The organism is Bradyrhizobium sp. FW305-F6 (assembly GCF_058782905.1).
Window position 1 is genome coordinate 1,182,880 of record NZ_JBYSYD010000002.1, and the last position, 25,106, is coordinate 1,207,985.

Below are 25,106 nucleotides of genomic sequence, written 5' to 3' on the forward strand. Positions count from 1 at the left end.
CCGCCGCAAAACTATGCACCGATCAATCGGGACGACGTCCCGATCGGTCGCTTCGGCCCGGCGCATTGTCAGCGGAAAACCGATGTCCACACAGGCAACTTTTGCGGCCAAACGGGCGTTCGATTGCCTTGGACTCCCGGAACCGAGGTGCTATCCCAACGCCAACCTCCAGTGGCCGCCAGGCTTCTCCCGCGCGGGCAACCATCGCCAAGCGCTTCATTTCAGACGGATTTCAGACATGACGCAGGTCGATCACACCCGTATGGCCAACGCGATCCGCGGTCTTGCGATGGACGCCGTCGAGAAGGCGAAATCGGGCCATCCCGGCCTGCCGATGGGTGCCGCCGACATTGCCACGGTGCTGTTCACGCAGTTCCTCAAATTCGACATCGCTGCGACGGAATGGCCGGACCGCGACCGCTTCGTGTTGTCGGCCGGCCATGGCTCGATGCTGCTCTATTCGCTGCTCCATCTCCTCGGCAGCCCCGAGATGACGATCGACCAGCTCAAGGATTTCCGCCAACTGGGATCGCTGACCCCGGGCCACCCCGAACACGGCCACACCAAGGGCATCGAGACCACCACCGGTCCGCTCGGCCAAGGCATCTCGACTGCTGTCGGCATGGCGCTGGCGGAGAAGATGCTCGCCGCCGAATTCGGCAAGAAGATCGTCGACCATCACACCTATGTGCTCGCCTCCGACGGCGACCTGATGGAAGGCATCTCGCAGGAAGCCATCGCGATGGCCGGGCACTGGAAGCTGAACAAGCTGATCGTGCTCTACGACGACAACGGCATCTCGATCGACGGCCCGACCTCGATCAGCGATTCCGTCGACCAGGTGAAGCGCTTCAAGTCCGCCGGCTGGGCCGCCGAGAAGATCGACGGCCACGACCAGGCCGCGATTGCCGCGGCGATCGCACGCGCGCAGAAATCCAGCAAGCCGACGCTGATCGCCTGCCGCACCACGATCGGCTTCGGAGCGCCGCACAAGCAGGGCACCTCGAAGGTGCACGGCGAAGCGCTCGGCGCCGACGAGCTCAAGGCTGCCAAGGAAAATCTCGGCATATCGCTCGAGCCCTTCTCGGTGCCCGACGACGTGCTGAAGGCGTGGCGTGCGGCCGGCAGCCGCGGTGCTGCTGCGCGTCAGGAATGGGAAGCAAGATTCGGTGAGCTCGGCAGCCGCAAGCGCGCCGAGTTCGAGCGCCGCCTGCGTCACGAGCGCCCCGCCGCGCTCGCCAAGGCGTTCAAAGCCTACAAGAAGGAGCTGCTGGAGAAGCCGATGACGGCGGCGACCCGCAAGTCCTCCGAAGCGGTCATCGAGGTCATCGCCGGCGCCATGCCGATGGAATTCCTCGCCGGCTCGGCCGACCTCACCGGCTCCAACAACAACAAGGCGAAATCGGCGACCGCGTTTTCCGCGAAGACGCCGAAGGGCCGCTTCATCCATTACGGCATCCGCGAGCACGGCATGGCCGCGGCGATGAACGGCATCTTCCTGCATGGCGGCTTCGCGCCGAACGGCGCGACCTTCCTGGTGTTCACCGATTACGCCCGGCCTGCGATGCGCCTCGCCGCGCTGATGGGCGCCGGCGTGGTCTATGTGATGACGCACGATTCCATCGGCCTCGGTGAAGACGGCCCGACGCATCAGCCGGTCGAGCATCTCTCCGCGCTTCGCGCCATTCCGAACATGCGCGTGTTCCGTCCGTGCGACGCCATCGAGGTCGCCGAGTGCTGGGAGCTCGCGCTCAACCGCGTGGACGGCCCGACCGTGTTGGCGCTGACGCGGCAGAACCTGCCGCAGCTGCGGACCTCCGCCAACGAAAATCCGTGCCAGTACGGCGCCTACGAGCTGGTCGCTGCAGAGGGCGAAGCCAAGGCGACCTTGTTCGCGTCCGGTTCCGAAGTGGAGATGGCGGTCGCCGCCCAGAAGCAGCTGGCCGAGCGCGGCATTCCGACACGCGTGGTTTCGGTGCCCTCGCTCGAGCTCCTGTTAGCGCAACCAAAGGAACGCCGTGACGCGATCATCGGCAACGCGCCGATCAAGGTCGCGATCGAGGCCGCGGTGCGCTGGGGCTGGGACGCCGTGATCGGCCAGGATGGCGAATTTGTCGGCATGCACTCTTTCGGAGCCAGCGCGCCGCTCAACAAGATCTTCCAGCACTTCGGAATTACCGCCGAGGCCGCGGTTAACGCTGTGCTGAAGCGCATTTCCTGAGAGTTGAGATTGCCGCAAAAAAGGACTACGTAATCCCTCATATGATCAAGCACCGCCCGGCCGAACCGGGCGTCCGCCCCTAAAAAACCCTCGCAGGCGCGTTATTTGCGCGTTTTGCGGGATGACAACGGTCATTGAAGGAGACGAAACATGGCAGTCCGCGTCGGAATCAACGGTTTTGGCCGCATCGGCCGCAACATCCTGCGGGCTATCGCCGAGTCCGGCCGCAAGGACATCGAGGTCGTCGGCATCAACGACCTCGGCCCGGTCGAGACCAACGCCCATCTCCTCCGCTTCGACAGCGTCCATGGCCGCTTCCCCGGCACCGTCACCGTCGACGGCGACTCGATCAATCTCGGCGGCGGCAAGATCAAGGTGACCGCCGAGCGCGATCCCTCGAAGCTGCCCTGGAAGGATCTCGGCGTCGACATCGCGATGGAATGCACCGGCATCTTCACCTCGAAGGACAAGGCCTCCGCGCATTTGACCGCCGGCGCCAAGCGCGTGCTGGTCTCCGCGCCGGCCGACGGCGCCGACGCCACCATCGTCTATGGCGTCAACCACGAGACGCTGACCAAGGACCATCTGGTCGTCTCCAACGGCTCCTGCACCACCAACTGCCTGGCGCCGGTCGCCAAGGTGCTGAACGACCTCGTCGGCATCGAGACCGGCTTCATGACGACGATCCACGCCTATACCGGCGACCAGCCGACGCTCGACACGATGCACAAGGATCTCTACCGCGGCCGCGCCGCGGCGATGTCGATGATCCCGACCTCGACCGGTGCTGCGAAGGCGATCGGCCTCGTGCTGCCCGAGCTGAAGGGCAAGCTCGACGGCGTCGCGATCCGCGTGCCAACCCCGAACGTCTCGGTGGTCGACCTCAAGATCGTCGCCAAGCGCGCAACCGACGCCAAGGAGATCAACGCGGCGATGAAGCGCGCCTCCGAGCAGCAGCTCAAGGGCATCCTCGGCTACACCAATGCGCCGAACGTCTCGATCGACTTCAACCACGACCCGCACTCCTCGACCTTCCACGAGGACCAGACCAAGGTGCAGAACGGCACGCTGGTGCGCGTGATGTCCTGGTACGACAACGAGTGGGGCTTCTCGAACCGCATGGCGGACACCGCCGCGGCGATGGCGAAGGTGATCTGAGGACAGGTCTCGTGTCCCGGACGCGGTGCAGCGCATAGCGCTGCTCCGCAGAGCCGGGACCCATCTAACCGCCGGACTCGCTGCAACATGGGTCCCGGTTCTGCACAGCGGCACTGCGCGCCGCAGTGCGCCCGGGACAAGGGCCATCCGATGACCAACAAATTCCGTACCCTCGACGACGCCGACGTGAAGGGCAAGCGCGTGCTGCTGCGCGTCGATCTCAACGTGCCCATGGAGAACGGGCGCGTCACCGACGCCACCCGGCTCGAGCGCGTCGCGCCGACCATCACGGAGCTCGCCGGCAAGGGCGCCAAGGTCATCCTGCTCGCGCATTTCGGCCGGCCGAAGGGGCGCGATGCCAAGGACTCGCTGAGGCCGGTCGCCGAGGCGCTGTCGAAGGTGGTGAAGAAGCCCGTCGCCTTCGCCGAGGATTGCATCGGGGAGCCCGCGGCCAAGGCCGTGGCGGCGCTCAAGGACGGCGACATCCTCTGCCTCGAGAACACACGCTTCCACAAAGAGGAAGAAAAGAACGATCCGGCCTTCGTCGCGGAATTGGCGAAGCTCGGCGACATCTGGGTCAATGACGCGTTCTCGGCCGCGCACCGCGCCCACGCCTCGACCGAAGGCCTCGGCCACAAGCTGCCGGCCTATGCCGGCCGCACCATGCAGGCCGAGCTGGACGCGCTGGAGAAGGCGCTGGGCTCGCCGACCAAGCCGGTGATCGCGATCATCGGCGGCGCAAAAGTCTCGACCAAGATCGACCTTCTGGAAAACCTCGTCACCAAGGTCGACGCGCTCGTGATCGGCGGCGGCATGGCCAACACGTTCCTGCACGCGCAGGGCATCGGGGTCGGCAAGTCGCTGGCCGAGAAGGATCTTAGCGCCACCGCGCTGCGCATCATGGAGAAGGCGGAAGCCGCCAATTGCGCGGTCATCCTCCCCGTCGACGCCACCGTCGCCTATCATTTCCAGGCCAACGCGCCCTCGCACGCCTACGGGCTCGACGCGATCCCGGCCGACGGCATGATCCTCGACGTCGGCCCGCAGTCGATCGCGCGCGTCCATGCCGCGATCGACGACGCCGCGACACTGGTCTGGAACGGACCGCTCGGCGCCTTCGAGATGCAGCCGTTCGACCGCGGCACGGTCGCAGCGGCCAAGCACGCAGCCGAGCGCACCAAGGCCAAGAAGCTGATCTCGATTGCCGGCGGCGGCGACACCGTCGCGGCGCTCAACCAGGCGCATGTGGCCGGTGACTTCACCTATGTGTCGACCGCAGGCGGCGCGTTCCTCGAGTGGATGGAAGGCAAGCCCCTGCCCGGCGTCGAGGTTCTGCGTATCAAGTAAGCAAGCGGCCTTGCAGGCCCCAACGGGAGAAAAAGACAGATGGCTCGGATCACGTTACGTCAGTTGCTCGACCACGCGGCGGAGAACGATTACGGCGTACCGGCCTTCAACATCAACAACATGGAGCAGGCGCTGGCGATCATGGACGCGGCCAACCAGGTCGACGCGCCCGTCATCATCCAGGCCTCCCGCGGCGCCCGCTCCTACGCCAACGACGTCATGCTCAAGCACATGATGGACGCGGTCACCGAGATCTATCCGCACATCCCGGTCTGCGTGCATCTCGACCACGGCAACGAGCCTGCGACCTGCATGACCGCGATCCAGGCCGGCTTCACCTCGGTGATGATGGACGGCTCGCTGAAGGCCGACGGCAAGACCCCCGGCGACTGGACCTACAATGTCGGCGTCACCAAGACCGTGACCGACATGGCCCATCTCGGCGGCATCTCGGTGGAAGGTGAGCTCGGCGTGCTCGGCTCGCTCGAGACCGGCATGGGCGACAAGGAAGACGGCCACGGCGCCGAAGGCAAGCTCAGCCACGACCAGCTCCTGACCAACCCGGACGAAGCCGTGAAGTTCGTGCAGGAGACCAAGGTCGACGCGCTCGCGATCGCGATGGGGACGTCTCACGGCGCCTACAAGTTCACCCGCAAGCCCGACGGCGACATCCTCGCCATGAACGTGATCGAGGAGATCCACCGCAAGCTGCCGAACATGCATCTGGTGATGCACGGCTCGTCCTCGGTGCCGCAGGACCTCCAGGACATCATCAACGCCTATGGCGGCAAGATGAAGCCGACCTGGGGCGTGCCGGTGAGCGAGATCCAGCGCGGCATCAAGAACGGCGTGCGTAAGATCAACATCGACACCGACAACCGGATGGCGATGACCGGCCAGATCCGCAAAGTGCTCAAGGACAGCCCGGAAGAGTTCGACCCGCGCAAATATCTGAAGCCGGCGATGGAAGCCATGACCAAGCTGTGCAAGCAGCGCCTGCAGGAGTTCAACACCGCGGGGCAGGCCTCCAAGATCAAGAAGGTGCTGACCACCGCCGAGATGGCCAAGCGCTACGCCAAGGGCGAGCTGGATCCGAAAGTGGCGTAACCGATCGCGCGCACCGCTTTCCGTCATTCCGGGGCGCGCGCAGCGCGAGCCCGGAATCCATGGTGCCACCATCAACGCGGATCAATGGATTCCGGGCTCGCGCCAAGGGGCGCGCCCCGGAATGACCGAGTCCTCCCCCACCCTGCGACGAACGTTAACTCGGCAATTGCCCGAGAACCGTCTATTTTCCCGGGCAAGGGCAGAGTCGTTTTGGGAGGACCTCTCGATGAACCTGACTGAGCTCAACAAAGTCGCGACCGCCATGGTGGCGCCCGGCAAAGGCATCCTTGCCGCCGACGAATCCTCCGGCACCATCAAGAAGCGTTTTGACGCGATCGGGGTGGAATCGACCGAAGACAACCGACGCGACTATCGCGAAATGCTGTTCCGGTCGAACGAGGCCATGAGCCAATTCATCTCCGGCGTGATCCTCTACGACGAGACGATCTGGCAGAATGCCAAGGACGGCACGCCGCTGGTGAAGCTGATCGAGCAGGCCGGCGCCATCCCCGGCATCAAGGTCGACGAGGGCACGCAGGCCCTGCCGATGTGCCCGGGTGAAACCGTCACCGTCGGGCTCGACAGGCTGGCCGAGCGGCTGAAGAAATATTACGAGCGCGGCGCGCGCTTCGCCAAATGGCGCGCGGTGATCGACATCGACGGCGGCCGGGGCATTCCCTCGATGACCGCGATCAGCGTCAACGCGCACGCACTGGCGCGCTACGCCGCGCTGTGCCAGGCCGCGCAGATCGTACCGATCGTCGAGCCGGAGGTGCTGATGGACGGCGACCACGACATCCACCGCTGTTATGAGGTGACGAGCCGCGTGCTCAACAAGACGTTCCAGGAACTGCGCGTGCAGCGCGTCGCGCTCGAAGGCATGGTGCTGAAGCCGAACATGGTGGTCCCAGGCAAGAAATGCCCGAAGCAGGCCTCGATCGAGGAGGTCGCGGAAAAGACGATCCGGCTGCTGAAGGCCTGCGTGCCGGCGGCGGTGCCCGGCATCGCCTTCCTCTCCGGCGGCCAGTCCGACGAAGAGGCGACCGCGCATCTCAATGCCATGCACAAGCTCGGCACGCTCCCCTGGGGCCTGACCTTCTCCTATGGCCGCGCGCTGCAGGCAGCCCCACAGAAGGCCTGGTCGGGCAAGCCTGAGAACGTCGCGGCTGGCCAAACCGCCTTCAGCCATCGCGCGCGGATGAACGGCCTCGCCTCCAAGGGCGAATGGCAAAGCAGCCTGGAACAGAGGGCAGCCTGATCTTGTCGAACAAACCGCCTTCGCCGCGCCCGGCGCCGCGCCTCTATCTCGCAACGCCCGTCGTCGACGATCCCGCGGCGCTCGTTGCCAAGCTGCCGGGCCTGCTCGCCGCCGCCGACGTCGCCGCCGTACTGCTGCGGCTTAAGGAGACCGACCAGCGCACCATGATCACGCGCGTCAAGACCCTCGCACCGCCGGTGCAGAAGGCCGGCGCTGCGCTGCTGGTCGACGGCCATGCCGAGCTGGTCGCGCGCGGCGGCGCCGACGGCGCGCACCTGCCCGGCATCGCCGCGCTGAAGGAGGCGCTGCCCTCGCTCAAGCCCGATCGCATCGCCGGTGTCGGCGGGCTCACGACGCGGCACCATTCCATGGACGCCGGCGAGATCGGCGCGGATTATTTGCTGTTCGGCGAGCCCGATGCCAAAGGCCAGCGGCCGTCATCCCAGGCCATCGCCGAACGGCTGGACTGGTGGGCCGAGCTGTTCGAGCCGCCCTGCGTCGGCTTTGCCGTTTCGCTGGAGGAGGCCTACGATTTCGCCGCAGCCGGCGCCGATTTCGTCCTGGTTGGCGACCTCGTCTGGGCCGATCCGCGCGGACCCAAGGCCGCGCTGGTCGAGGTCGACGCTGCGATCAAGAAGGCCCATGCGGCAGCCACGGCCGGCCAGGATCCTGCGAGCCAGGATCCTCCGAGCAAGGAGCACGGCTCGCGCCCGACATGAAGCTCCCCTGCATCACCCTGCTGGCCACGCTGCTGCTGACGGTGCCCGCGGCCGCGCAGCTCCAGATCACGCCGCCGGCCACGACGCCGAGCGCGCCGGCAGAGAAGCAGAAGCCAAAGCCGCCCGCGCCCGCCAAGAAGCAAGAGGCCGCACCGGCACCCAAGCCGTCGGCATCGCCCAAACCGTCCCCCTCGCCGTCTCCCTCGCCGAAGCCGGCCGCGACCGTCATCCCCGCGCCGCCGACCGACGATCCCAACGTCGACCTCGTGTTCGGTGCCTATCAGCGCGGCCAGTACAAGACGGCGTTCGAGCTGGCCACGGCGCGCGCGCAAGCCGGCGATCCCAAGGCGATGACCATGCTCGGCGAGCTCTATTCCAACGCCATGGGCATCAGGCGCGACTACGCCAAGGCCGCCGAATGGTACAAGCGCGCAGCGGACGCCGGCGACCGCGAGGCAATGTTCGCGCTCGCCATGCTGCGCATCTCCGGCCGCGGCGGCAAGGTCGACAAGAACGAGGCGGTCAGGCTGATGGCCTCCGCCGCGAAGCTCGGCGAGCCCAAGGCCGCCTATAATCTCGCCTTGCTCTATCTGGACGGCCAGACCCTGCCGCAGGACGTCCGGCGTTCGGCGGAACTGCTGCGCCAGGCCGCCGATGCAGGCCTGCCCGAAGCGCAATACGCGCTCGCGACCTTCTACAAGGAAGGCACCGGCGTGCCGAAGGACGCCGAACGCGCGGTGCGGCTGCTGCAGGCCGCCTCGCTCGCCGACAATGTCGATGCCGAGGTCGAATATGCCATCGCGATGTTCAACGGCACCGGCACGCCGAAGAACCAGCCGGCCGCCGTCGCCCTGCTCCGCAAGGCCTCCCGCCAGGGCAGCGCGATCGCGCAGAACCGGCTGGCCTGGGTGCTGATCAACGGCGTCGGCGTCCCCACGGACAAGGTCGAGGGCTTCAAATGGCACCTCGTGGCCAAGACGTCGGGCAAGGGCGACCCGGAGCTCGACAAGCAATTGTCCGAGCTGCCGGCCGAGGACCGCTCCAAGGCCGAGGCCGCCGCGAGGAAGTGGCTCGGGACCAAATGACTTGACGCGGGGTCCCTCACGGGGCACCCAGTCCCTCAAACGGGCGCGTTTTTGCGCCCATCTCCCCGGTCAAGACCAGAGCTCATGCTGTACTCCGCCACTATCAACGTCATGGTCAAGGCGGCGCGCCGCGCCGGCCGCAGCCTCAAGCGCGATCTCGGCGAGATCGAACATCTCCAGGTCTCGCTGAAGGGCCCGGCGAATTTCGTCTCGCTCGCCGACAAGCGCGCCGAGGAGATCCTCTACCAGGACCTCGCCAAGGCCCGGCCCGGCTACGGCTTCATCGGCGAAGAGGGCGGCACCCGCGAGGGTACCGACAAGAGCCACACCTGGATCGTCGATCCGCTCGACGGCACCACCAACTTCCTGCACGGCATCCCGCAATTTGCGATCTCGATCGGGCTGGCGCGCGAAGGCACGGTGATCGCGGGCGTGATCTACAACCCCGCCAATGACGAACTCTACATCGCCGAGCGCGGCAAGGGCGCCTTCCTCAACGACCAGCGCCTGCGCGTCGCCGGCCGCCGCCAGCTGAGCGAATGCGTGTTGGCCTGCGGCCTGCCCCATATCGGCCGCGGCGACCACGAGGAATTCCGCCGCGAGATGACCGCGCTCCAGGGCCGCGTCGCAGGGCTTCGCCGCTTCGGCGCCGCCTCGCTCGATCTCGCCTTCGTCGCGGCGGGGCGGCTCGACGGCTATTGGGAGCGCAATTTGTCGCCCTGGGACATCGCGGCCGGGCAGATCATGGTCAAGGAAGCCGGTGGCACGGTGAGCGACATCGACACGCCCGGCGATGCGCTGACGACAGGCCACGTCGTGTGCGGCAATGAGTTCGTGCACCGGGAGCTGGTGAAGATCTTGCGGAAGCCGGCGTAGGGCGAGAAACACCCCCACGCTGTCATCATCCGCGAAGGCGGATGATTCAGAGAGATCCGTTGGATGCGGAACGGCCGTGGCATACTGGATGCTCCGCCCGGAGGCGCGCTATATGCTCGAGACGTAAAGCCACCCAGCGACCGTGAGGGCAGCAAAGATTACCCATGGAACGGCTAAGTCTCTCAAGACGCCGCCCCGGCAGGCCGCAGACAGCGTTCCGGGAAGCCAGTAGAGCATAATAAACAGTGTGACCCCTATGCCGCCCCACTTGATATAGCCGGGTTGCTCATCGATCGGCTTTCGGGAATCAAGCAAAACGTAGACAGCGCCAGTAAGTAGGTAAGCGATCGCAATGGCAGCCGCGCTCCTCATGGATCACTTGCTCCTTCCGAAGCCCGCTGGGTCGGCAGCGCGGCGCCTCGATCTGCAACAACTAAGCGTCGTCATCGTCGGCTTCCTCGCCCCGATATTCCCCGCCGAGGGTCAGGCCCTCGATCATGGTAGCGCCTTTCGACTTGATCACCCGGCGCAGCGGGACCGCGCTCTCGCTTCGCAAGGCCTCCATCAATTGCTCCGAGTGGGTGACGATCCAGATGTCGGCGCGGCTCGATGCCTTGGCGATCAGCCGGGCCAACGGTGCCAGCAGCGACGGATGCAGGCTGGTCTCGGGTTCGTTCAGCGCGATGAACGGTGGCAGCCGATAGCCCATGAAGACGGCGAGCAGACAAATGTATTTCAGCGTGCCGTCGGACAGTTCATGCGCCCCAAACGGACGCGGCATATCCTCGAGTTGCAGATCGAATTCACACGCGCCGTTTCTTTCCCACGCGCGGAGCTCGGCGCCCGGGAAGGCATCCTGGATCGCGTCCTGCAAGTCGGTTGCGTCTTCCCTGATGGCATAGAGCGTCGCCAGGGCCGCGGCCAGGTCGCTTCCATCGGCACTGAGCGAGGGCGTCGTGATCGCGAGGCAAGGCTTTCGTATCGGCGACGCCGGATCGGTGCGAAAGTCGTGATAGAAGCGCCAGCCCAGCATTGCGCTCCTGATCAGATCGATTTCGGGGCAGCTCTTGCTGTCGGAGAAGCCCGCAAGCGCCGGCTCGGACGGCAGCACAGCATCCTTGTGACTGCTCCATGCGCCGCTGTCGCTGCGGACGCTGACGAGCGAGTTCTTCCGCTCCATCAGCAGAACCGTTCGTTTGCCCTGCGTCGCCTCGATCGTCTCTTCCTTGATCATCGGCTCGCCGGTAAACGCTGCCTCAACCGGGCTGGGAAATCCGATCTCAATGGAATATTTCAGGCGATCGAACCTGGCCGACAATCGCAGCCGTCCATCCTCGCCCCGTTTGCGGATGCCTGACCAGCAGACCGAATTCAGTCCGCCCTCCTCGGCGATCGTGCGCGTGATCCGCCCGGCCGCCGCGTCGCGCAACAGCGACAGCGACTTGTAGAGATTGGATTTGCCGACGCCATTTTCCCCCACGAAGACGGACAGGGGGTGTATTGGGAGGGAGAGCCGCCGGATCGAGCGATAGTTCGAAATCGCAATATCGGTCAGACGCATCAGGCACTCTCTTCAATCCAGGGATGCAGTCTGGATCGGCACTTCCGGGAAAGCAAGATCTCGGCTCGTCATTCCGGGGCGCGCCTCTTGGCGCGAGCCCGGAATCCCTTCATCAACCGTGAATGCGGCCCGATGGATTCTCAGATGCGCAATTGCGCATCATAGCTCGTGCTTCGCACGCCCCGGAATGACGGACCGGTACGTCAGTGGCCCGAGTGCGCCCGCGCCGGCCGGCCGTGCGCTTCAGCTTCCTTCTCAGCCTTCGGCTCCCTGTCCCCGCCCAGCACGCGCTGCACCGAGACGAAGAACACCGGCACCATCAACAGTGCCAGGATCACCACCGCGATCATGCCGCCCATCACGACGCTGCCGAGCGCCTGCTGGCTGGCGCCGCCGGCACCATGGGCGATCGCCATCGGCAGCACGCCGCAGATGAAGGCAAGGCCGGTCATCAGAATCGGGCGGAAGCGCAGGCGGCAGGCTTCGATGGTGGCTTCCACCAATGGCTTGCCCTCTTTCCGCAGATCCTTCGCGAACTCGATGATCAGGATGGCGTCCTTTGCGGCGAGGCCGATGATGGTGATCAGGCCGACGGTGAAATAGACGTCGTTGGGCAGGCCGCGCAGCATCGCGGCGACGACGGCGCCGACGATGCCGAGCGGCACGGTCAGCAGCACCGCGAGCGGAATGGTCCAGCTCTCGTAGAGCGCGGCGAGGCACAGGAACACCACGAAGACCGAGAGCGCGAGCAGGAACGGCGCCTGCGAGCCCGACAACTTTTCCTGAAGCGACTGTCCGGTCCATTCGTAGCCGAATCCGCGCGGCAGGCGGCCGGCAAGCCGCTCCATCTCGGCGATCGCATCGCCGGAGGTGAAGCCGGGCTTGGCTTCGCCGGAGATGCGCACCGCCGGATAATAGTTGAAGCCGGCGATCTGGGTCGGGCCGCGGGCCCATTCGATCGTGGCGAAGGACGAGAACGGCACCAGCTGGCCGCGGCTGTTCTTGACGTTGTAGTTGAGGATGTCCTCGGTGCGCATGCGGTCTCTCGCATCCGCCTGCACCACGACGCGCTGCATGCGGCCGCGGTTCGGGAAGTCGTTGATGTAGTTCGACCCGAGATTGGTCGAGATCGTGTTGTTGATGTCCTCGAAGGTGACGCCGAAGGCGCCGGCCTTCTCGCGGTCGATCGAGAGATTGACCACCCCCGCCTCGGGCAGGCCTTCGATATAGACCTTCTGCAGCACCGGGCTGGCATTGGCTTCCGCGATCAGCTGATCGGCGGCGCGCATCAATTGCTGATAGCCCTTCTGGCCGCGGTCCTGGAGACGGAAGGAGAAGCCGGAGGAGTTGCCGAGATTGTCGATCGGCGGCGGCTGCAGCGCCGAAATCTTCGCATCGCGGATCGACGAGCCGAGGTCGCGGTTGACGTCGTTGACGATCGCGGCCGCGGAGTCCTGCGGGCCGCGCTCCGACCAGTCCTTCAAGGTGATGAAGGCCTGCGCGGTGTTCATGCCCTGGCCGGAGAAGCTGAAGCCCGTGAGGAAGGTGACATCTTTGACACCCGGCCGTGCGGCGAGGTATTTTTCGACCTTCTCGATCACGGCCTCGGTGCGGGCATAGGACGAATCCGACGGCGTCTGCACGTCGGTAGTGATGAAGCCCTGATCATCGACGGGCAGGAAGCCGCCGGGCAGATTGATAAAGGCCCAGGACAGACCGACCAGAAGCGCCGCATAGATCAGCATCAGGCGGCCGGTACGGTTCAGCGAGAAGCCGACGGTGCGCGAATAGCGTTCCTTGGCGCCTTCGAGCATACGGTTGAACCAGCCGAACACCCGGCCAAAGACGCCCGGTTTCGCATGGCCATGGCCGGCCTCGACGGGCTTGAGCAGCGTCGCGCACAAGGCCGGCGTCAGCGACAGCGCCAGGAACGCGGAGAAGCCGATCGCCGCGACCATGGTGACGGAGAACTGGCGGTAGATGATGCCGACCGAGCCGGGGAAGAACGCCATCGGCACGAACACCGCCATCAGCACCAGGGTGATGCCGATGATGGCGCTGGTGATCTGCGACATGGCTTTGCGCGTCGCTTCCTTCGGCGGCAGGCCTTCCTCGGCCATGATGCGCTCGACGTTCTCGACCACGACGATGGCGTCGTCGACGAGGATACCGACCGCGAGCACCATCGCGAACATCGAGAGCATGTTGATGGAATAGCCGGCGAGCAGCAGCATGGTGCAGGCGCCCAGCAGCGCCACGGGCACCACGATCGTCGGGATGATGGTGTAGCGGATGTTCTGGAGGAACAGGAACATCACCACGAACACCAGCACCACCGCCTCGATCAGCGTCGTCAGCACCTTCTTGATCGAGGCCTCGACCACGGGCGTGATGTTGTAGGGGATCTCGTAAGTGATGTTGGCCGGGAAGAAGCGCGACAGCTCCTTCATCTTGGCTTCGACCGCGCTCGCGGTCGCCAGCGCATTGCCGGTCGGCGACATCAGCACCGACAGACCCGCGGTCGGCTTGCCGTTGAGACGCGTGTTGAACTGGTAGCTGAGGCCGCCGACCTCGACGCGCGCGACATCGCGCAGGCGCACGGTCGACCCGTCGGCATTGGCGCGCAGGATGATGGCGCCGAATTCGTCCGGCGAGGAGAGCTGCCCCTTAACCAGCACCAGCGACGAGGTGCGCTGGTTGGACGTCGAAGGTTCGGCACCGATACTGCCGGAGGCGACCTGCGCGTTCTGCGCGGCGATGGCCTTGTTGACGTCGTCGGCCGTGAGACCATAGCCGACGAGCTTGGCTGGATCGACCCAGACGCGAAGTGAGCGCTCGGTCGAATAGAGCGTGGCGCGGCCGACGCCGGGAATGCGGCGGACCTCACCGAGCACGTTGCGGATCATGAAGTCGCCGAGGCCGACCTCGTCCAGGCTGCCGTCGGTCGAGCTCAGCGTGATGATCTGAAGCACCGCACTGGAGGCTTCCTCGATCAGGATGCCCTGCTGCATCACCGCGCGCGGCAGGCGCGCCTCGACGCGCTTGATGCGGTTCTGCACCTCGACCGAGGCGTCGTTGGTATTGGTGCCCGGCTGGAAATTGGCGATGATCTCGACTTGGCCGAGCGAATCGCTGGTCGATTCGAAATTGAGGATACCGGAGGCGCCGTTGAGCTCCTCCTCGATCAGCCGCGTGACGCTGTTATAGAGGTTTTCCGGCGAGGCGCCGGGATAGCTGGTCGAGATCGAGATCGAGGGCGGCGCGATGATCGGATATTGCGCGATCGGCAGCAGCGGCACCGCGATCGCGCCGATCAAGCAGATGAACAGCGCGACCACCCAGGCGAAGATCGGCCTGTCGATGAAGAAACTCGGCATTGGCCGTTTTATCCTCGTTGTTTCGTTAGACCCTCATGGAGCGGAACGCGCGCTCCGGACGATGCTGCGCATCGCCGCGAGAACCATGAAGGCCCGGCTCTCGCCCGCGGCCATCCTTCGAGACACCCGCTTTCGGCGGGCTCCTCAGAATGAGGACGACACTTGCGGCGCTAGCATTACCGCGTGAGCTGCTGGGCGTGCCGGTTGTCCGCGGTCGCGTCCGCCTCGGACCAGGATTGCGGCTTGACCTTGTCGCCTGCCGCGAACTTCTGGAACCCTTCGACCACGACCTTGTCGCCGGGCTTCAGGCCTTCGGTGACGAACCAGTATCCGTCCTGCACGGAGCCGGTACGCACCGGCTGCACCGCAATGTGGTTATCGTCCTTCACGACGAACACTTCGCTGCCGCCGCCGCCATTGCGCTGGATCGCCTGCTGCGGCACCGCGATGGCGTCGGAATCGAGCCCCTGGTCGAGGCGGACCCGGACATACATGCCAGGCAGCAATTCGCGCTTGGGATTACGGAACTCGCCGCGCAACGTCACCTGCCCGGTGTGGGCGTCGACCTTGGCGTCGGAGAACAGCAGCTTGCCCTCGAGCGCATAGATGGTGTTGTCGTCGAGCACCAGGCGCACCTTGGCAGCATCCGAAGCGATGCGCTCGAGGTCTCCGGTCTCGAAGGCCCGGCGCAGCTGGTTGAGCTCGTTCACCGACTGGGTGAAGTCGGCATAGATCGGATCCAGCTGCTGGATGGTGGCGAGATTGGTCTCGTTCTGAACGGCGAGCGCGCCCTCGCTGACCAGAGCCGCACCGACCACGCCGTCGATCGGCGCGCGCACGGTGGCGTAGTCGAGATTGAGTTTTGCCCGTGCGAGCTCCGCCTTGCGGCCCTCGACCTCGGCATGGGCCTGGCGCTCGGCCGCGATCGCCTTCTCGTTTTCGGCTTCGGGGGCCGCGCGATCCTTGGTGAGGGCAGCGATACGATGCGCCTGCTGCCTGGCCTGCATCAACCCCGCTTCGGCCTTGGCCAGCGCGGCCTCATTGGCCATCACTTCGACCTCGAACGGACGCGGATCGATGCGATAGAGCGGATCGCCCGCCTTGACCTCACTGCCCTGGCGGAACAGGCGCTCGACTACGATGCCGGAGACGCGCGGCCGCACGTCGGAGACGCGGGTCGGCGCAATGCGGCCGGGCAGCTCGCGCACCACGGCGCGCGGCTGCGGTTTGACGACGACGATACTGACGTCAGGGTCCGACGGAGGCGCGGAAGAAACTGCGGAGCTGGATTCGTCGCAGCCCGCCAACAGCGGCGCCAAGGCCGCGAGCATCATTGCAACGCATGCCGATCGCGCACGAAGTCCTGACATGAAGTGGGGTGCCCCGAGGTTTGTTGATACGGATCATGCTCGCGCGAGGCCTATTCTAGACCTTTTTGCACGCGGCTGATGACGGCAAAATAGAATGCACCTGCTGCAATGCAACGCATTGCGCGGGCGGCTCATTGTCACACGACCTATCCCGTTGGGATCTAGACACTTTTGCGGTTTCACCTGATTGTGAATCGGGCCACCGCCGCGTGCAGCGATGGAACTTCGCAATTATTCCGCGGCCTTCATGCGGTACTGACTGACGCCCCATTCGGTTCCATCGGCATAGCCAAACAGACCGGATGCCGCGAGGAGAAACCAGCGCCAGCGGCGCATCCCGGCAGCACTCTCCTCCCCATAAACCCTGCGGAGGGACGCCTCGATGGCGCCGCGCCGCGAATCGAAATTGGCGAGCCAGTCGTCGGCGGTGCGCTGGTAGTGCGTACCGCTCCAGCACCATTCCTTCTCCACCGTAAAGATGTCGTCGAATTGCCTGACGAGGTGATGACTGGGCATCAGCCCGCCCTGGAAGACCTGCCGCGCGATCCAATCGTTTCGATCGGCCGGGTCAAACAGCTGCGAGCCGGAGCGATGGCTGACGACGTGCATGAAGAATCGTCCCCCCGGCGCGAGCCATGACTGCACGCGCGTCATCAGCTTGCGCCAGTTGGTGATGTGCTCGAACATCTCGACCGAGACGATGCGGTCGAACTGCCGCTCTGGCGCAAAGGTGTTCATGCTGGCGGCGACGACGCGCAGATTGAGCAGCCCGCGCAGCCGCGCCTCTTCCTCGACGTAGGCGCGCTGCGCCTGCGAGGTCGCCACCGCCGTCACGGTCGCATGCGGAAACTGGCGGGCCATCCACAGCGACAGCGAGCCCCAGCCGCAGCCGAGTTCCAGGACGGTCTGCCCGTCGGCGAGCCCGGCATGCTCGACGGTCTGACGCAGCGCCTCTTCCTCCGCCTCCTGCAGGGTGCTCGCCTCGGTCTTGTAGAAGCAGGAGGAGAATTTGCGGTTGGGACCGAGCACTTCGGCGAAGAAGGACGCTGGCACCTCGTCGTACCCGGCCGCCGCCTCCTCGGCGATCGGCCGCAGCATCATCCATCCGGCGCAGGCGGCATCGTCGCCGGCGCCAAGCGCGGACAGACGCGTCGCCGTCCGGGAGCACAGACGCTGGATCGCGGCGCGGACCACCACGTCCGGCAGCGGCACGCGCTCGGCAGTCCCGATGATTGCGGAAACGACGCTCATGCGCCCCCGAATGGCAAACCTCTGTGGAGACCTGCGTATCAAAGCGCCGCTTCCGGCCCCGGTTCCGCGGGACTGTCCCCGAAATCGACGCATCCGGCGCTTTTTTTGGGCCGGCGCTGTGCCATAGTGCGGCCGCAAGCAAGCTTCGTAACGGATGATACCGGCATGCGGTCTGGCACTTCCCGCTCCACCATGGATATCGAGTACACCAAACTGTCCTCGCCCAGCGTCTTTCTGGTGCGGATGCTGGTCTTTCTGGTGCTGTGCACGCTGGTGGGCGTGGTGCTCTACAAGCAGATCATCCAGGCCTTCTTCGCCAATCCCGGGCTCAACGCCCTGATCGGGGCCGTGCTGTTCATCGGCATCGTGCTGGCCTTCCGCCAGGTGATCCGGCTCTACCCTGAAGTCTCCTGGGTCAACAATTTCCGCATCGCAGATCCCGGCCTGGCGCCGGCCCGGCATCCAAAACTGCTGGCGCCGATGGCGGCGATCCTCGGCGGCGAGCGCTCGGGGCGGATGACCATCACCCAGACCACCATGCGGCACCTGCTTGATTCGATCGCGACCCGCCTGGACGAGGCCCGCGACATCTCGCGCTACATGACCGGCCTCCTGGTCTTCCTCGGCCTGCTCGGCACCTTCTGGGGCCTGATCGAGACGGTCGGTTCGGTTGGCAAGGTGATCGACGGCCTCAAGGTCGGGGGCGATTCCGGCGCGCTGTTCGACACGCTGAAAGAAGGACTCGCTGCCCCGCTCGGCGGCATGGGCATCTCGTTCTCCAGCTCGCTGTTCGGCCTCGCCGGCTCGCTGATTCTGGGCTTTCTCGATCTGCAATCGAGCCAGGCGCAGAACCGCTTCTACACCGACCTCGAAGACTGGCTCGCCACCACCGTGCGCGAATATGGCAACGGCGAGATGCCTGCCGCGGCCGGCGGCGGGATCGCCAGCGGCGAGCTTCAGGCCGCGGTCGAACGGCTGCGCTCCGTGCTCGAGGAAGGCAGCGCCGGCCGCAGCACCACCGCAGCGATGGCGAGCCTTGCCGAAGCGATCCAGGCGCTGGTCTCGCACATGCGCACCGAGCAGCAGATGATCCGCGAATGGGCCGACGGCCAGGGCGAGCAGAACCGCGAGATCCGGCGCCTGCTGGAGCGGATCGCGCGCCAGCCGGAAAAGAATTAGCAGCTAGACGAAAGAAACGATCATGGCTCTTGCCCGCGCCCGCCGCAGCGAAGGCGGCCTGAACTACTGGCCCGGCTTCGTCGATGCGCTGTCAACGCTGGTGCTGTCGATCGTGTTCATGCTGTCGGTATTCCTGGTGGTGCAGTTCTTCCTGTCGCAGGAGGTCACCGGCAAGGACAAGGCGCTGGAGCAACTCAACGCCAAGATCGCCCAGCTCAACGAGCTGTTGTCGCTGGAGAAGCTCGGCAAGCTCACGCTTGACGACCAGGTCTCGCAATTGAAGGCCGGCCTCGCCTCGGCCGAGGGCGAGCGCGACCGCATCAAGGGCCTCTATGACGGCCTGGCTGCGGCGGGCAACGACGCGCAAGGCAAGACCGCCGAGCTCGGCAAGGCGCTGGACTCGGAGAAGGCGGTCTCGGCGCGGGCGCTGGCGCAGATCGAGGTGCTGAACCAGCAGATCAGCGCGCTCAGGCGGCAGCTGGCCGCGCTGGAGGAGGCGCTGGATGCCTCCGAGAAACGCGACAAGGAATCGCAGAACCGCATTGCCGATCTGGGCTCCCGCCTCAACGTCGCCCTGGCGCAGCGCGTGCAGGAATTGTCGCGCTATCGCTCGGAGTTTTTCGGCCGGCTGCGCGCCATTCTCGGCAACCGGCCCGACATCCGCATCGTCGGCGACCGCTTCGTGTTCCAGTCCGAAGTGTTCTTCGACACCGGCCAGGCCATGCTGCTGCCCGAAGGCCGCGCCGAGCTCGAGACGCTGGCGACCGCGCTGATCGAGCTCGACAAGAAGATCCCGAGCGAGATCCCCTGGGTGCTGCGCGTCGACGGCCATACCGACGTGCGGCCGGTGAGCGGCGCGAACTTCAGGTCGAACTGGGACCTGTCCGCGGCGCGCTCGATCTCGGTCGTGCAATACCTGGTCTCGCTCGGCGTGCCCGCCCAGCGCCTCGTCGCCGCCGGTTTCGGCGAATTCCAGCCGCTCGACACCGGCAACACCGAAGAAGCCTACAAGCGCAACCGCCGCATCGAGCTGAAGCTGACGGAGCGGTAGTGGTGAGGGACGCACGGTACTCACCCCACCGTCATGGCCGGGCTTGGCCCGGCCATCCACGTCTTTGCTTCCGTGTTCGTGGCTTCTCGTGGATGCCCGGGACAAGCCCGGGCATGACGACTTCATGATCCACCTCCGCTCCTATCGGCCCGAGGACGAAGCTGCCGCGATCGAGCTCTGGCATCGCACCTGGCAAGAGGCCTATCCGCAGATCGATTTCGCGGCGCGGCTGGACTGGTGGCGCGAGCGCTGGCGCAAGGATCTGGTGCCGAAGGCCCAGATCGTGGTGGCGGAACAGGACGGCGCCCTCACCGGTTTCGTCACCATCGATCGCGAGGGCTATCTCGACCAGCTCGTGGTCGATCCCGCGCACTGGGGATCGGATGCCGCGCGGTTGCTGGTGGACGAGGCCAAGCGGCTATCGCCTTCAGGCATCACGCTGCTCGTCAACAAGGACAATGCCCGCGCCATCCGCTTCTACGAGCGCAACGGCTTTGCCCATGCCGGCGACGACGTCAACCCGACCTCGGGGCGGCCGGTGTTGAAGATGGTGTGGCGGGCCTGAGAATACCGGTACTTTCCGCCATCATTATGAGGCGTCTACGCCACCTCGAACTGCAGCCGCGCCAGCCGCGCGTAGAGTCCGTTCTTCGCCACGAGCTCGGCATGCGTGCCCTGCTCGACGATCCTGCCCTGGTCCATCACCAGGATGCGGTCGCAGGAGAGCACGGTGGCGAGGCGATGGGCGATGACGAGCGTGGTGCGGTGGCGCATCAGCTCCTCCAGCGCGGTCTGCACCAGCGTCTCGCTCTCGGCGTCGAGCGCGGAGGTGGCTTCGTCGAGCAGCAGCAGCGGCGCATCGCGCAGGATGGCGCGCGCGATCGCAATGCGCTGGCGCTGGCCGCCGGAGAGCGTCACGCCGCGCTCACCCAACGCGGTCTCGAAACCTTCGGGCAGGCGGCGGATGAACTCGGCGGCATGGGCGAGCTCTGCGGCGCGCTCGACCTCGGCATCGGTCGCGTCAGGCCGGCCGAAGCGGATGTTCTCGCGGGCGCTCGCGGCGAACACCACGGAGTCCTGCGGCACCAGCGCGATGCGGGCGCGGAAATCCTTGGGATCCGCGGATTTGACCGGCACGCCGTCGAGCGAGATCGTCCCGCTGCGCGGATCGTAGAAGCGCAGCAGGAGGTGAAAGATCGTGCTCTTGCCGGCGCCGGAGGGACCGACGATCGCGACCTTCTCGCCGGGACGCACGGTGAACGACACGGCGTCGAGCACCTTGACGTCGGACCGCGCCGGATAGGCGAAGCTGACCCGGTCGAAGCCGACCTCGCCGCGCGCAGGCACCGGCAGCGCCAGCGGCGCCGCCGGCGCGGCGATTTCGGGCTTCACGTGGAGGATCTCGAACAGGCGCTCGGCCGCGCCGGATGCCGCCGAGACCTCGCCCCAGACCTCGCTGAGCTGGCCGAGGCCCGCCGCGGCGAACACGGCATAGAGCACGAACTGGCCGAGCCGGCCCGGCGTGATCGCGCCGGAGAGCACGTCATGCGAGCCGATCCAGAGGATGGCGACCACGCTTGCGAACACGATGAAGATGATGATGGCCGTGAGCACGGCGCGGGCCTGGGTCGAGGTCCGCGCGGCCTCATAGGCCTGCTCGACCTCGCCGCCGAAGCGCTTCTCGGCAAACTGCTCGCTGGTATAGGCCTGCACGGTGCGGATCGCGCCGACCAGCTCGCCGGCATAGGCCGAAGCTTCGGCGAGCGTATCCTGTGCATTGCGCGACAGCCGCCGCACCCAGCGCCCGAAGGCCACCAGCGGCAGCACGATCAGGGGAATGGCGAGCAGCACGAAGCCCGAGAGCTTCGGGCTCGTGATCACCATCATCGTCGCGGCGCCCAGGAACATCATCAGATTGCGCAGCGCGATCGAGACGGAGGCGCCGACGGCCGATTTGAGCTGGGTGGTGTCGGCGGTGAGCCGTGAGATCAATTCGCCGCTGCGCGCGGAATCGAAGAAGGCGGGCGAGAGCGACAGCAGATGACCGAAGACGTCGCGCCGGAGGTCGGCAACGATGCGCTCGCCGATCGTCATCACGAGGTAGTAGCGCGCGGCGCTGGCGATCGCGAGCACGCCGACCACCGCGAGCATCACCGAGAAATAGCTGTTGATCAGCTCGATGCCTTCGGGCGTCAGGCCGAAATCGATCATCCGGCGCACCGCGATCGGCACCAGCAGCGTGGTCAGCGCGGCGATCGTCAGCGCCACGAAGGCGAGCGCCGCGCGGCCGCGATAGCGGCCCACATAAGGCGCGAGCGCCAGCAGCGGCCGGAGTTTTGCGCGGCCCTTGGCAGGCTGCTCGATCAGGTCGGCCTCGATCGAGGGGGTCTCCGCCGAATTCATATCGGACTGATCGACATATTGGTCATCAAGCCGTTCCACTGCGCTCATGAGATCCGACCCATTGTATCTGCTCGCTCCCAATTAGGCCGGTGCGCGGGTAGTGGCAAATCCGGGATGTCCCTTAGGGGCAAACCCGGTTCACAATCCCGCATGGCTTGTTTTGCGGGGTTTCGTGAGGTATAGAGCCGCCAAATCCGTCATTCGCGAGCCACCAAAACAGGCGCCGGGCGCCGAGGAATTTGCCATGAAAGCCGAAATTCATCCGGATTATCATACGATTAAGGTCGTGATGACCGACGGGACCGAGTACCTCACCCGCTCCACCTGGGGCAAGGAAGGCGACACGCTGAACCTCGACATCGACCCGAAGTCGCACCCGGCCTGGACCGGCGGCAACGCTCAGATCATGGACCGCGGCGGCCGCGTCTCGCGCTTCCAGAAGAAGTTTTCGGGCTTTTTGAAAAAGGATTGAGCCGGCCGCAAGAGCTGGATGAAAAAACACCCCCGGGAAACCGGGGGTGTTTTTTGTTCGCCGTCATTCCGGGGCGCCCGAAGGGCGAGCCCGGAATCCATAACCACGATCGGGAGTATGGATTTCGGGCCCGCGCCAAGTGGCGCGTCCCGGAATGACGACTGAGTTGTGGATAGGTCCCTACCGCTCGAACGCGGCCTTCAGCGCGTTGAGGTGCGGCACCAGCGGATTGCCGATCGCGACCTGTTCGGTCGGCGGGGTGTGGATCGTGTTGTCGAGGCGGCGCACGCGAGTCTGCAGGCTCATCGAGCGATGGATCAGGTCCTGGAGCTGGGAAGGCAGCTTCTCGATGGTGTCGGCGGGACCGGGATCGGCGGCGGTGAGCTTGACCTTGGTCTTCTCGCGGTTGGCCTGGCTCAGCGTCATCTCGCCTTCCTTCACCGCGCGATGCAGCAGCAGCCAGGAGGCGAGCTGCATCAGGCGGGTGGTGAGGCGCATGCTCTCGGTCGCATAGGTGAGGCTGACGGCACGGTCGAGCGCCTTGGCCTCGGTGCGGCCGGCGCCGTCGAGATAGGCGGCGGTTTCTTCGACGAGGTCCATTCCCTCACGGAACAAATTTCCGAACGCCGCAGAGTTTGTGAACCGCTCGCTGAGTTGAACGAGAGCGCCGTCGGCCTGCAAACGTTCCATGGTAAACGCCTCTTACGCAACTGTTTGACCGTCCGGCTTTGACGCCGGCTTATGATGAACAAATCATTGCGCGGGCGAAGCGCGGAGTCCAGTGACAAGCGCGGATATGGTTTCCGCGGGTCTTCCTTGGAAATTCAACCGGCACGAGACGCCATCGGGCCAAAAAAAGAGCCGCCGGAGACCGGCGGCTTTGAAAGTTGATAACAGGGAGGCGTCAAACAGAGTGGACAGGAGCCACTCGGTGTCCAAACGAGGACAGCTCCAGTCATAAACCCGAAAGCTTAATTCGAAGTAAACGAGCGAATTTCTTGAGAGTTCATTAGCCATGTCGGCCAGTGGCCGAGTGAGGCGCGGAACAAGCGCACCGCCGTCATTCCGGGGCGTGACGAAGTCACGAGCCCGGAATCCATAGCCACGAACGGATGGGGCGGCCCCGCCTCTTCCAGCGTGCCCCGTTTCGATTTCCTGGGGTTATGGATTCCGGGCTCGGCGCTGATGCGCCGCCCCGGAATGACGACGGAGAGGTCACGACTTGAAAATACTGTTCGCCGCATCGCGCGAGGCGCGCTTTTTGGTGGCGGCTTCTTCCAGCCTTGCGATCTCGGCCTTGAGCAGCGCGACGCGCTCGGTCAGTTCCTCCACGGACAACAGCGAAAGGTCCTGGCCGATCTCGTGGCTGATCTTCTTGCGCGGGCGGTCGTCGTCTTCCATGGCCATTCTCGTTCCTCCTGCGTTCGCGTCGATCAAGCGGGCTTGGGCGGTTGCCAGGGCGGATGACGCTGGCTAAGCAAGGGCCTCGTTATCCCGCACCTTTGCTCAAGGACACATCATGGACAAGCTGCCCGCGCAAATGACCGTGGTCGCCATTTCCAAGCCCGGCGGACCGGAGGTGCTGGTGCCGGAACAACGCAGCATTCCGCAGCCCGGTCCCGACGAGATCCTGGTCAGGGTAATGGCTGCCGGCGTGAATCGGCCCGACGTGGCGCAGCGCTCCGGCGCCTATCCGCCGCCGCCCGGCGCAAGCGACCTGCCGGGCCTGGAGATTGCGGGCGAAGTGGTCGCGGTCGGCAGCAACGCCAAGCGGCACAAGGTCGGCGACAAGGTGATGTCGCTGGTCGCCGGCGGCGGCTATGCGCAGTATTGCATCGCCCAGGATGCCCAGGCCATGAGCGTGCCGCCGGCCTTGTCGATCAAGGAAGCCGGCGCGCTGCCGGAAACCCTGATGACCGTCTGGCACAACGTGTTCGAGCGTGGCGGCCTCAAGGAAGGTGAGACGCTGCTGATCCATGGCGGCTCATCCGGCATCGGCACCATGGCGATCCAGCTCGCCAAGGCCTTCGGCGCAAAAGTGTTCGTCACCGTGGGATCGCAGGACAAGGTCGATGCCTGCCTCAAGCTTGGGGCCGACCGCGCCATCAACTACAAGACGGAAGATTTCGTCGCCGTGGTGAAGGAAGAGACCAACAGCGCTGGCGTCAACCTGATCCTCGACATGGTCGCCGGCGACTATGTCGATCGCAACTATGATGCCGCCGCGGTGGACGGCCGCATCGTGCAGATCGCGACCCTCAACGGCCCCAAGATCACCGTCAATATCGCCAAGGTCATGGTCAAGCGCCTGACCCATACCGGCTCGACCTTGCGCCCCCGTAGTAATGCGGACAAGGCGGCGATGGTGGCCGCGATCGAGCAGAAAGTGATGCCACTTTTGCGCGAAGGCCGCATCAAGCCGGTGATGGACAGCACTTTCCCGCTGGAAAAGGCGGCGGATGCCCATCGGCGTATGGAAACGAGCGCACATATTGGCAAAATTGTGTTGGAGGCCTAGGCCACCGGCCCACAGGACGAGCCGGAAACCCTTTGATTTTCCTTGCTTTCGTGGCATCTATCGCGACGCGCCGAACCACTTGGGTCCGGTCTGGCATCGCCTTCTAGACTTGCCTTGCACTGACGAGTTTGCGTCGAACGCGGAGAGCTGACC

General features: G+C 65.4%; 20 protein-coding genes. 13 read left to right on the forward strand and 7 right to left on the reverse strand.

All coding sequences use genetic code 11. From position 1 onward, the window contains the following. Positions 1-238 precede the first annotated feature (238 nt). From tkt to AC3WLX_RS16960, 8 genes are all read left to right on the forward strand, one after another. A complete protein-coding gene (gene tkt / locus AC3WLX_RS16925) occupies positions 239-2,221 on the forward strand; it encodes a transketolase (RefSeq protein ID WP_492336799.1) in 1,983 nt (660 codons plus the stop codon). Between the two features lie 150 nt (positions 2,222-2,371). Continuing rightward, positions 2,372-3,379: a type I glyceraldehyde-3-phosphate dehydrogenase gene (gap, locus tag AC3WLX_RS16930; protein WP_291619841.1), complete on the forward strand. Its 1,008-nt coding sequence runs from the start codon at positions 2,372-2,374 to the stop codon at positions 3,377-3,379. A gap of 150 nt (positions 3,380-3,529) precedes the next feature. After that, positions 3,530-4,726, forward strand: a complete 1,197-nt coding sequence (locus tag AC3WLX_RS16935; RefSeq protein WP_492336800.1) for a phosphoglycerate kinase — start codon at positions 3,530-3,532, stop codon at positions 4,724-4,726. Between the two features lie 39 nt (positions 4,727-4,765). Further along, on the forward strand, positions 4,766-5,833 hold the full coding sequence (gene fba, locus AC3WLX_RS16940; protein WP_492336801.1) for a class II fructose-bisphosphate aldolase: 1,068 nt from the start codon (positions 4,766-4,768) through the stop codon (positions 5,831-5,833). A gap of 226 nt (positions 5,834-6,059) precedes the next feature. Beyond that, positions 6,060-7,091 carry a class I fructose-bisphosphate aldolase gene (locus AC3WLX_RS16945; protein WP_492336802.1) on the forward strand — a complete coding sequence of 344 codons (1,032 nt, stop codon included), beginning with the start codon at positions 6,060-6,062 and terminating at the stop codon, positions 7,089-7,091. 2 nt (positions 7,092-7,093) lie between these two features. Next, positions 7,094-7,810: a thiamine phosphate synthase gene (locus AC3WLX_RS16950; protein ID WP_291619851.1), complete on the forward strand. Its 717-nt coding sequence runs from the start codon at positions 7,094-7,096 to the stop codon at positions 7,808-7,810. Continuing rightward, the gene (locus AC3WLX_RS16955) at positions 7,807-8,895 is read left to right on the forward strand and encodes a tetratricopeptide repeat protein (RefSeq protein WP_291619853.1); all 1,089 of its coding nucleotides are present in this window, start codon (positions 7,807-7,809) and stop codon (positions 8,893-8,895) included. Before AC3WLX_RS16950 ends, AC3WLX_RS16955 begins: the two co-directional genes overlap by 4 nt. A gap of 84 nt (positions 8,896-8,979) precedes the next feature. Beyond that, entirely contained in the window at positions 8,980-9,771 is a 792-nt protein-coding gene (locus AC3WLX_RS16960; protein ID WP_492336803.1) for an inositol monophosphatase family protein, read from the forward strand. A gap of 433 nt (positions 9,772-10,204) precedes the next feature. Here AC3WLX_RS16960 and AC3WLX_RS16965 read toward each other — a convergent pair whose 3' ends face one another. From AC3WLX_RS16965 to AC3WLX_RS16980, 4 genes are all read right to left on the reverse strand, one after another. Then, positions 10,205-11,332, reverse strand: a complete 1,128-nt coding sequence (locus AC3WLX_RS16965; protein WP_492336804.1) for an AAA family ATPase — start codon at positions 11,330-11,332, stop codon at positions 10,205-10,207. Positions 11,333-11,535: 203 nt separating this feature from the next. Next, the gene (locus tag AC3WLX_RS16970) at positions 11,536-14,709 is read right to left on the reverse strand and encodes a multidrug efflux RND transporter permease subunit (protein WP_492336805.1); all 3,174 of its coding nucleotides are present in this window, start codon (positions 14,707-14,709) and stop codon (positions 11,536-11,538) included. Positions 14,710-14,885: 176 nt separating this feature from the next. Continuing rightward, entirely contained in the window at positions 14,886-16,079 is a 1,194-nt protein-coding gene (locus AC3WLX_RS16975; RefSeq protein ID WP_492336806.1) for an efflux RND transporter periplasmic adaptor subunit, read from the reverse strand. A gap of 231 nt (positions 16,080-16,310) precedes the next feature. Continuing rightward, a complete protein-coding gene (locus tag AC3WLX_RS16980; protein ID WP_492336807.1) occupies positions 16,311-17,330 on the reverse strand; it encodes an SAM-dependent methyltransferase in 1,020 nt (339 codons plus the stop codon). Positions 17,331-17,495: 165 nt separating this feature from the next. Between AC3WLX_RS16980 and AC3WLX_RS16985 the strand changes: the two genes are divergently transcribed. From AC3WLX_RS16985 to AC3WLX_RS16995, 3 genes are all read left to right on the forward strand, one after another. Further along, entirely contained in the window at positions 17,496-18,509 is a 1,014-nt protein-coding gene (locus AC3WLX_RS16985; RefSeq protein WP_492336808.1) for a flagellar motor protein MotA, read from the forward strand. Between the two features lie 22 nt (positions 18,510-18,531). Next, positions 18,532-19,560: a peptidoglycan -binding protein gene (locus tag AC3WLX_RS16990; protein ID WP_291619873.1), complete on the forward strand. Its 1,029-nt coding sequence runs from the start codon at positions 18,532-18,534 to the stop codon at positions 19,558-19,560. A gap of 124 nt (positions 19,561-19,684) precedes the next feature. Beyond that, the gene (locus AC3WLX_RS16995; protein WP_492336809.1) at positions 19,685-20,125 is read left to right on the forward strand and encodes a GNAT family N-acetyltransferase; all 441 of its coding nucleotides are present in this window, start codon (positions 19,685-19,687) and stop codon (positions 20,123-20,125) included. Positions 20,126-20,160: 35 nt separating this feature from the next. Here the strand turns inward: AC3WLX_RS16995 and AC3WLX_RS17000 are convergent, their stop codons facing one another. Continuing rightward, positions 20,161-22,011, reverse strand: a complete 1,851-nt coding sequence (locus AC3WLX_RS17000; protein ID WP_492336810.1) for an ABC transporter ATP-binding protein/permease — start codon at positions 22,009-22,011, stop codon at positions 20,161-20,163. A gap of 196 nt (positions 22,012-22,207) precedes the next feature. Here AC3WLX_RS17000 and rpmE point away from each other — a divergent pair, with 196 nt between their 5' ends. Further along, positions 22,208-22,435 (forward strand): 50S ribosomal protein L31, encoded by a 228-nt coding sequence (gene rpmE, locus AC3WLX_RS17005; protein WP_011084323.1) that lies wholly within the window; start codon positions 22,208-22,210, stop codon positions 22,433-22,435. Positions 22,436-22,615: 180 nt separating this feature from the next. On the opposite strand, the gene rcdA is transcribed toward rpmE, so the two are convergent. Both rcdA and AC3WLX_RS17015 read right to left on the reverse strand, forming a co-directional pair. Continuing rightward, the gene (gene rcdA / locus AC3WLX_RS17010; RefSeq protein ID WP_492336811.1) at positions 22,616-23,125 is read right to left on the reverse strand and encodes a protease adaptor protein RcdA; all 510 of its coding nucleotides are present in this window, start codon (positions 23,123-23,125) and stop codon (positions 22,616-22,618) included. 525 nt (positions 23,126-23,650) lie between these two features. Next, positions 23,651-23,842 carry a DUF1192 domain-containing protein gene (locus AC3WLX_RS17015; protein ID WP_291629907.1) on the reverse strand — a complete coding sequence of 64 codons (192 nt, stop codon included), beginning with the start codon at positions 23,840-23,842 and terminating at the stop codon, positions 23,651-23,653. A gap of 112 nt (positions 23,843-23,954) precedes the next feature. On the opposite strand from AC3WLX_RS17015, the gene AC3WLX_RS17020 reads away from it, so the two are divergent. After that, positions 23,955-24,953, forward strand: a complete 999-nt coding sequence (locus tag AC3WLX_RS17020) for an NAD(P)H-quinone oxidoreductase (RefSeq protein ID WP_492336812.1) — start codon at positions 23,955-23,957, stop codon at positions 24,951-24,953. Positions 24,954-25,106: the final 153 nt, after the last annotated feature.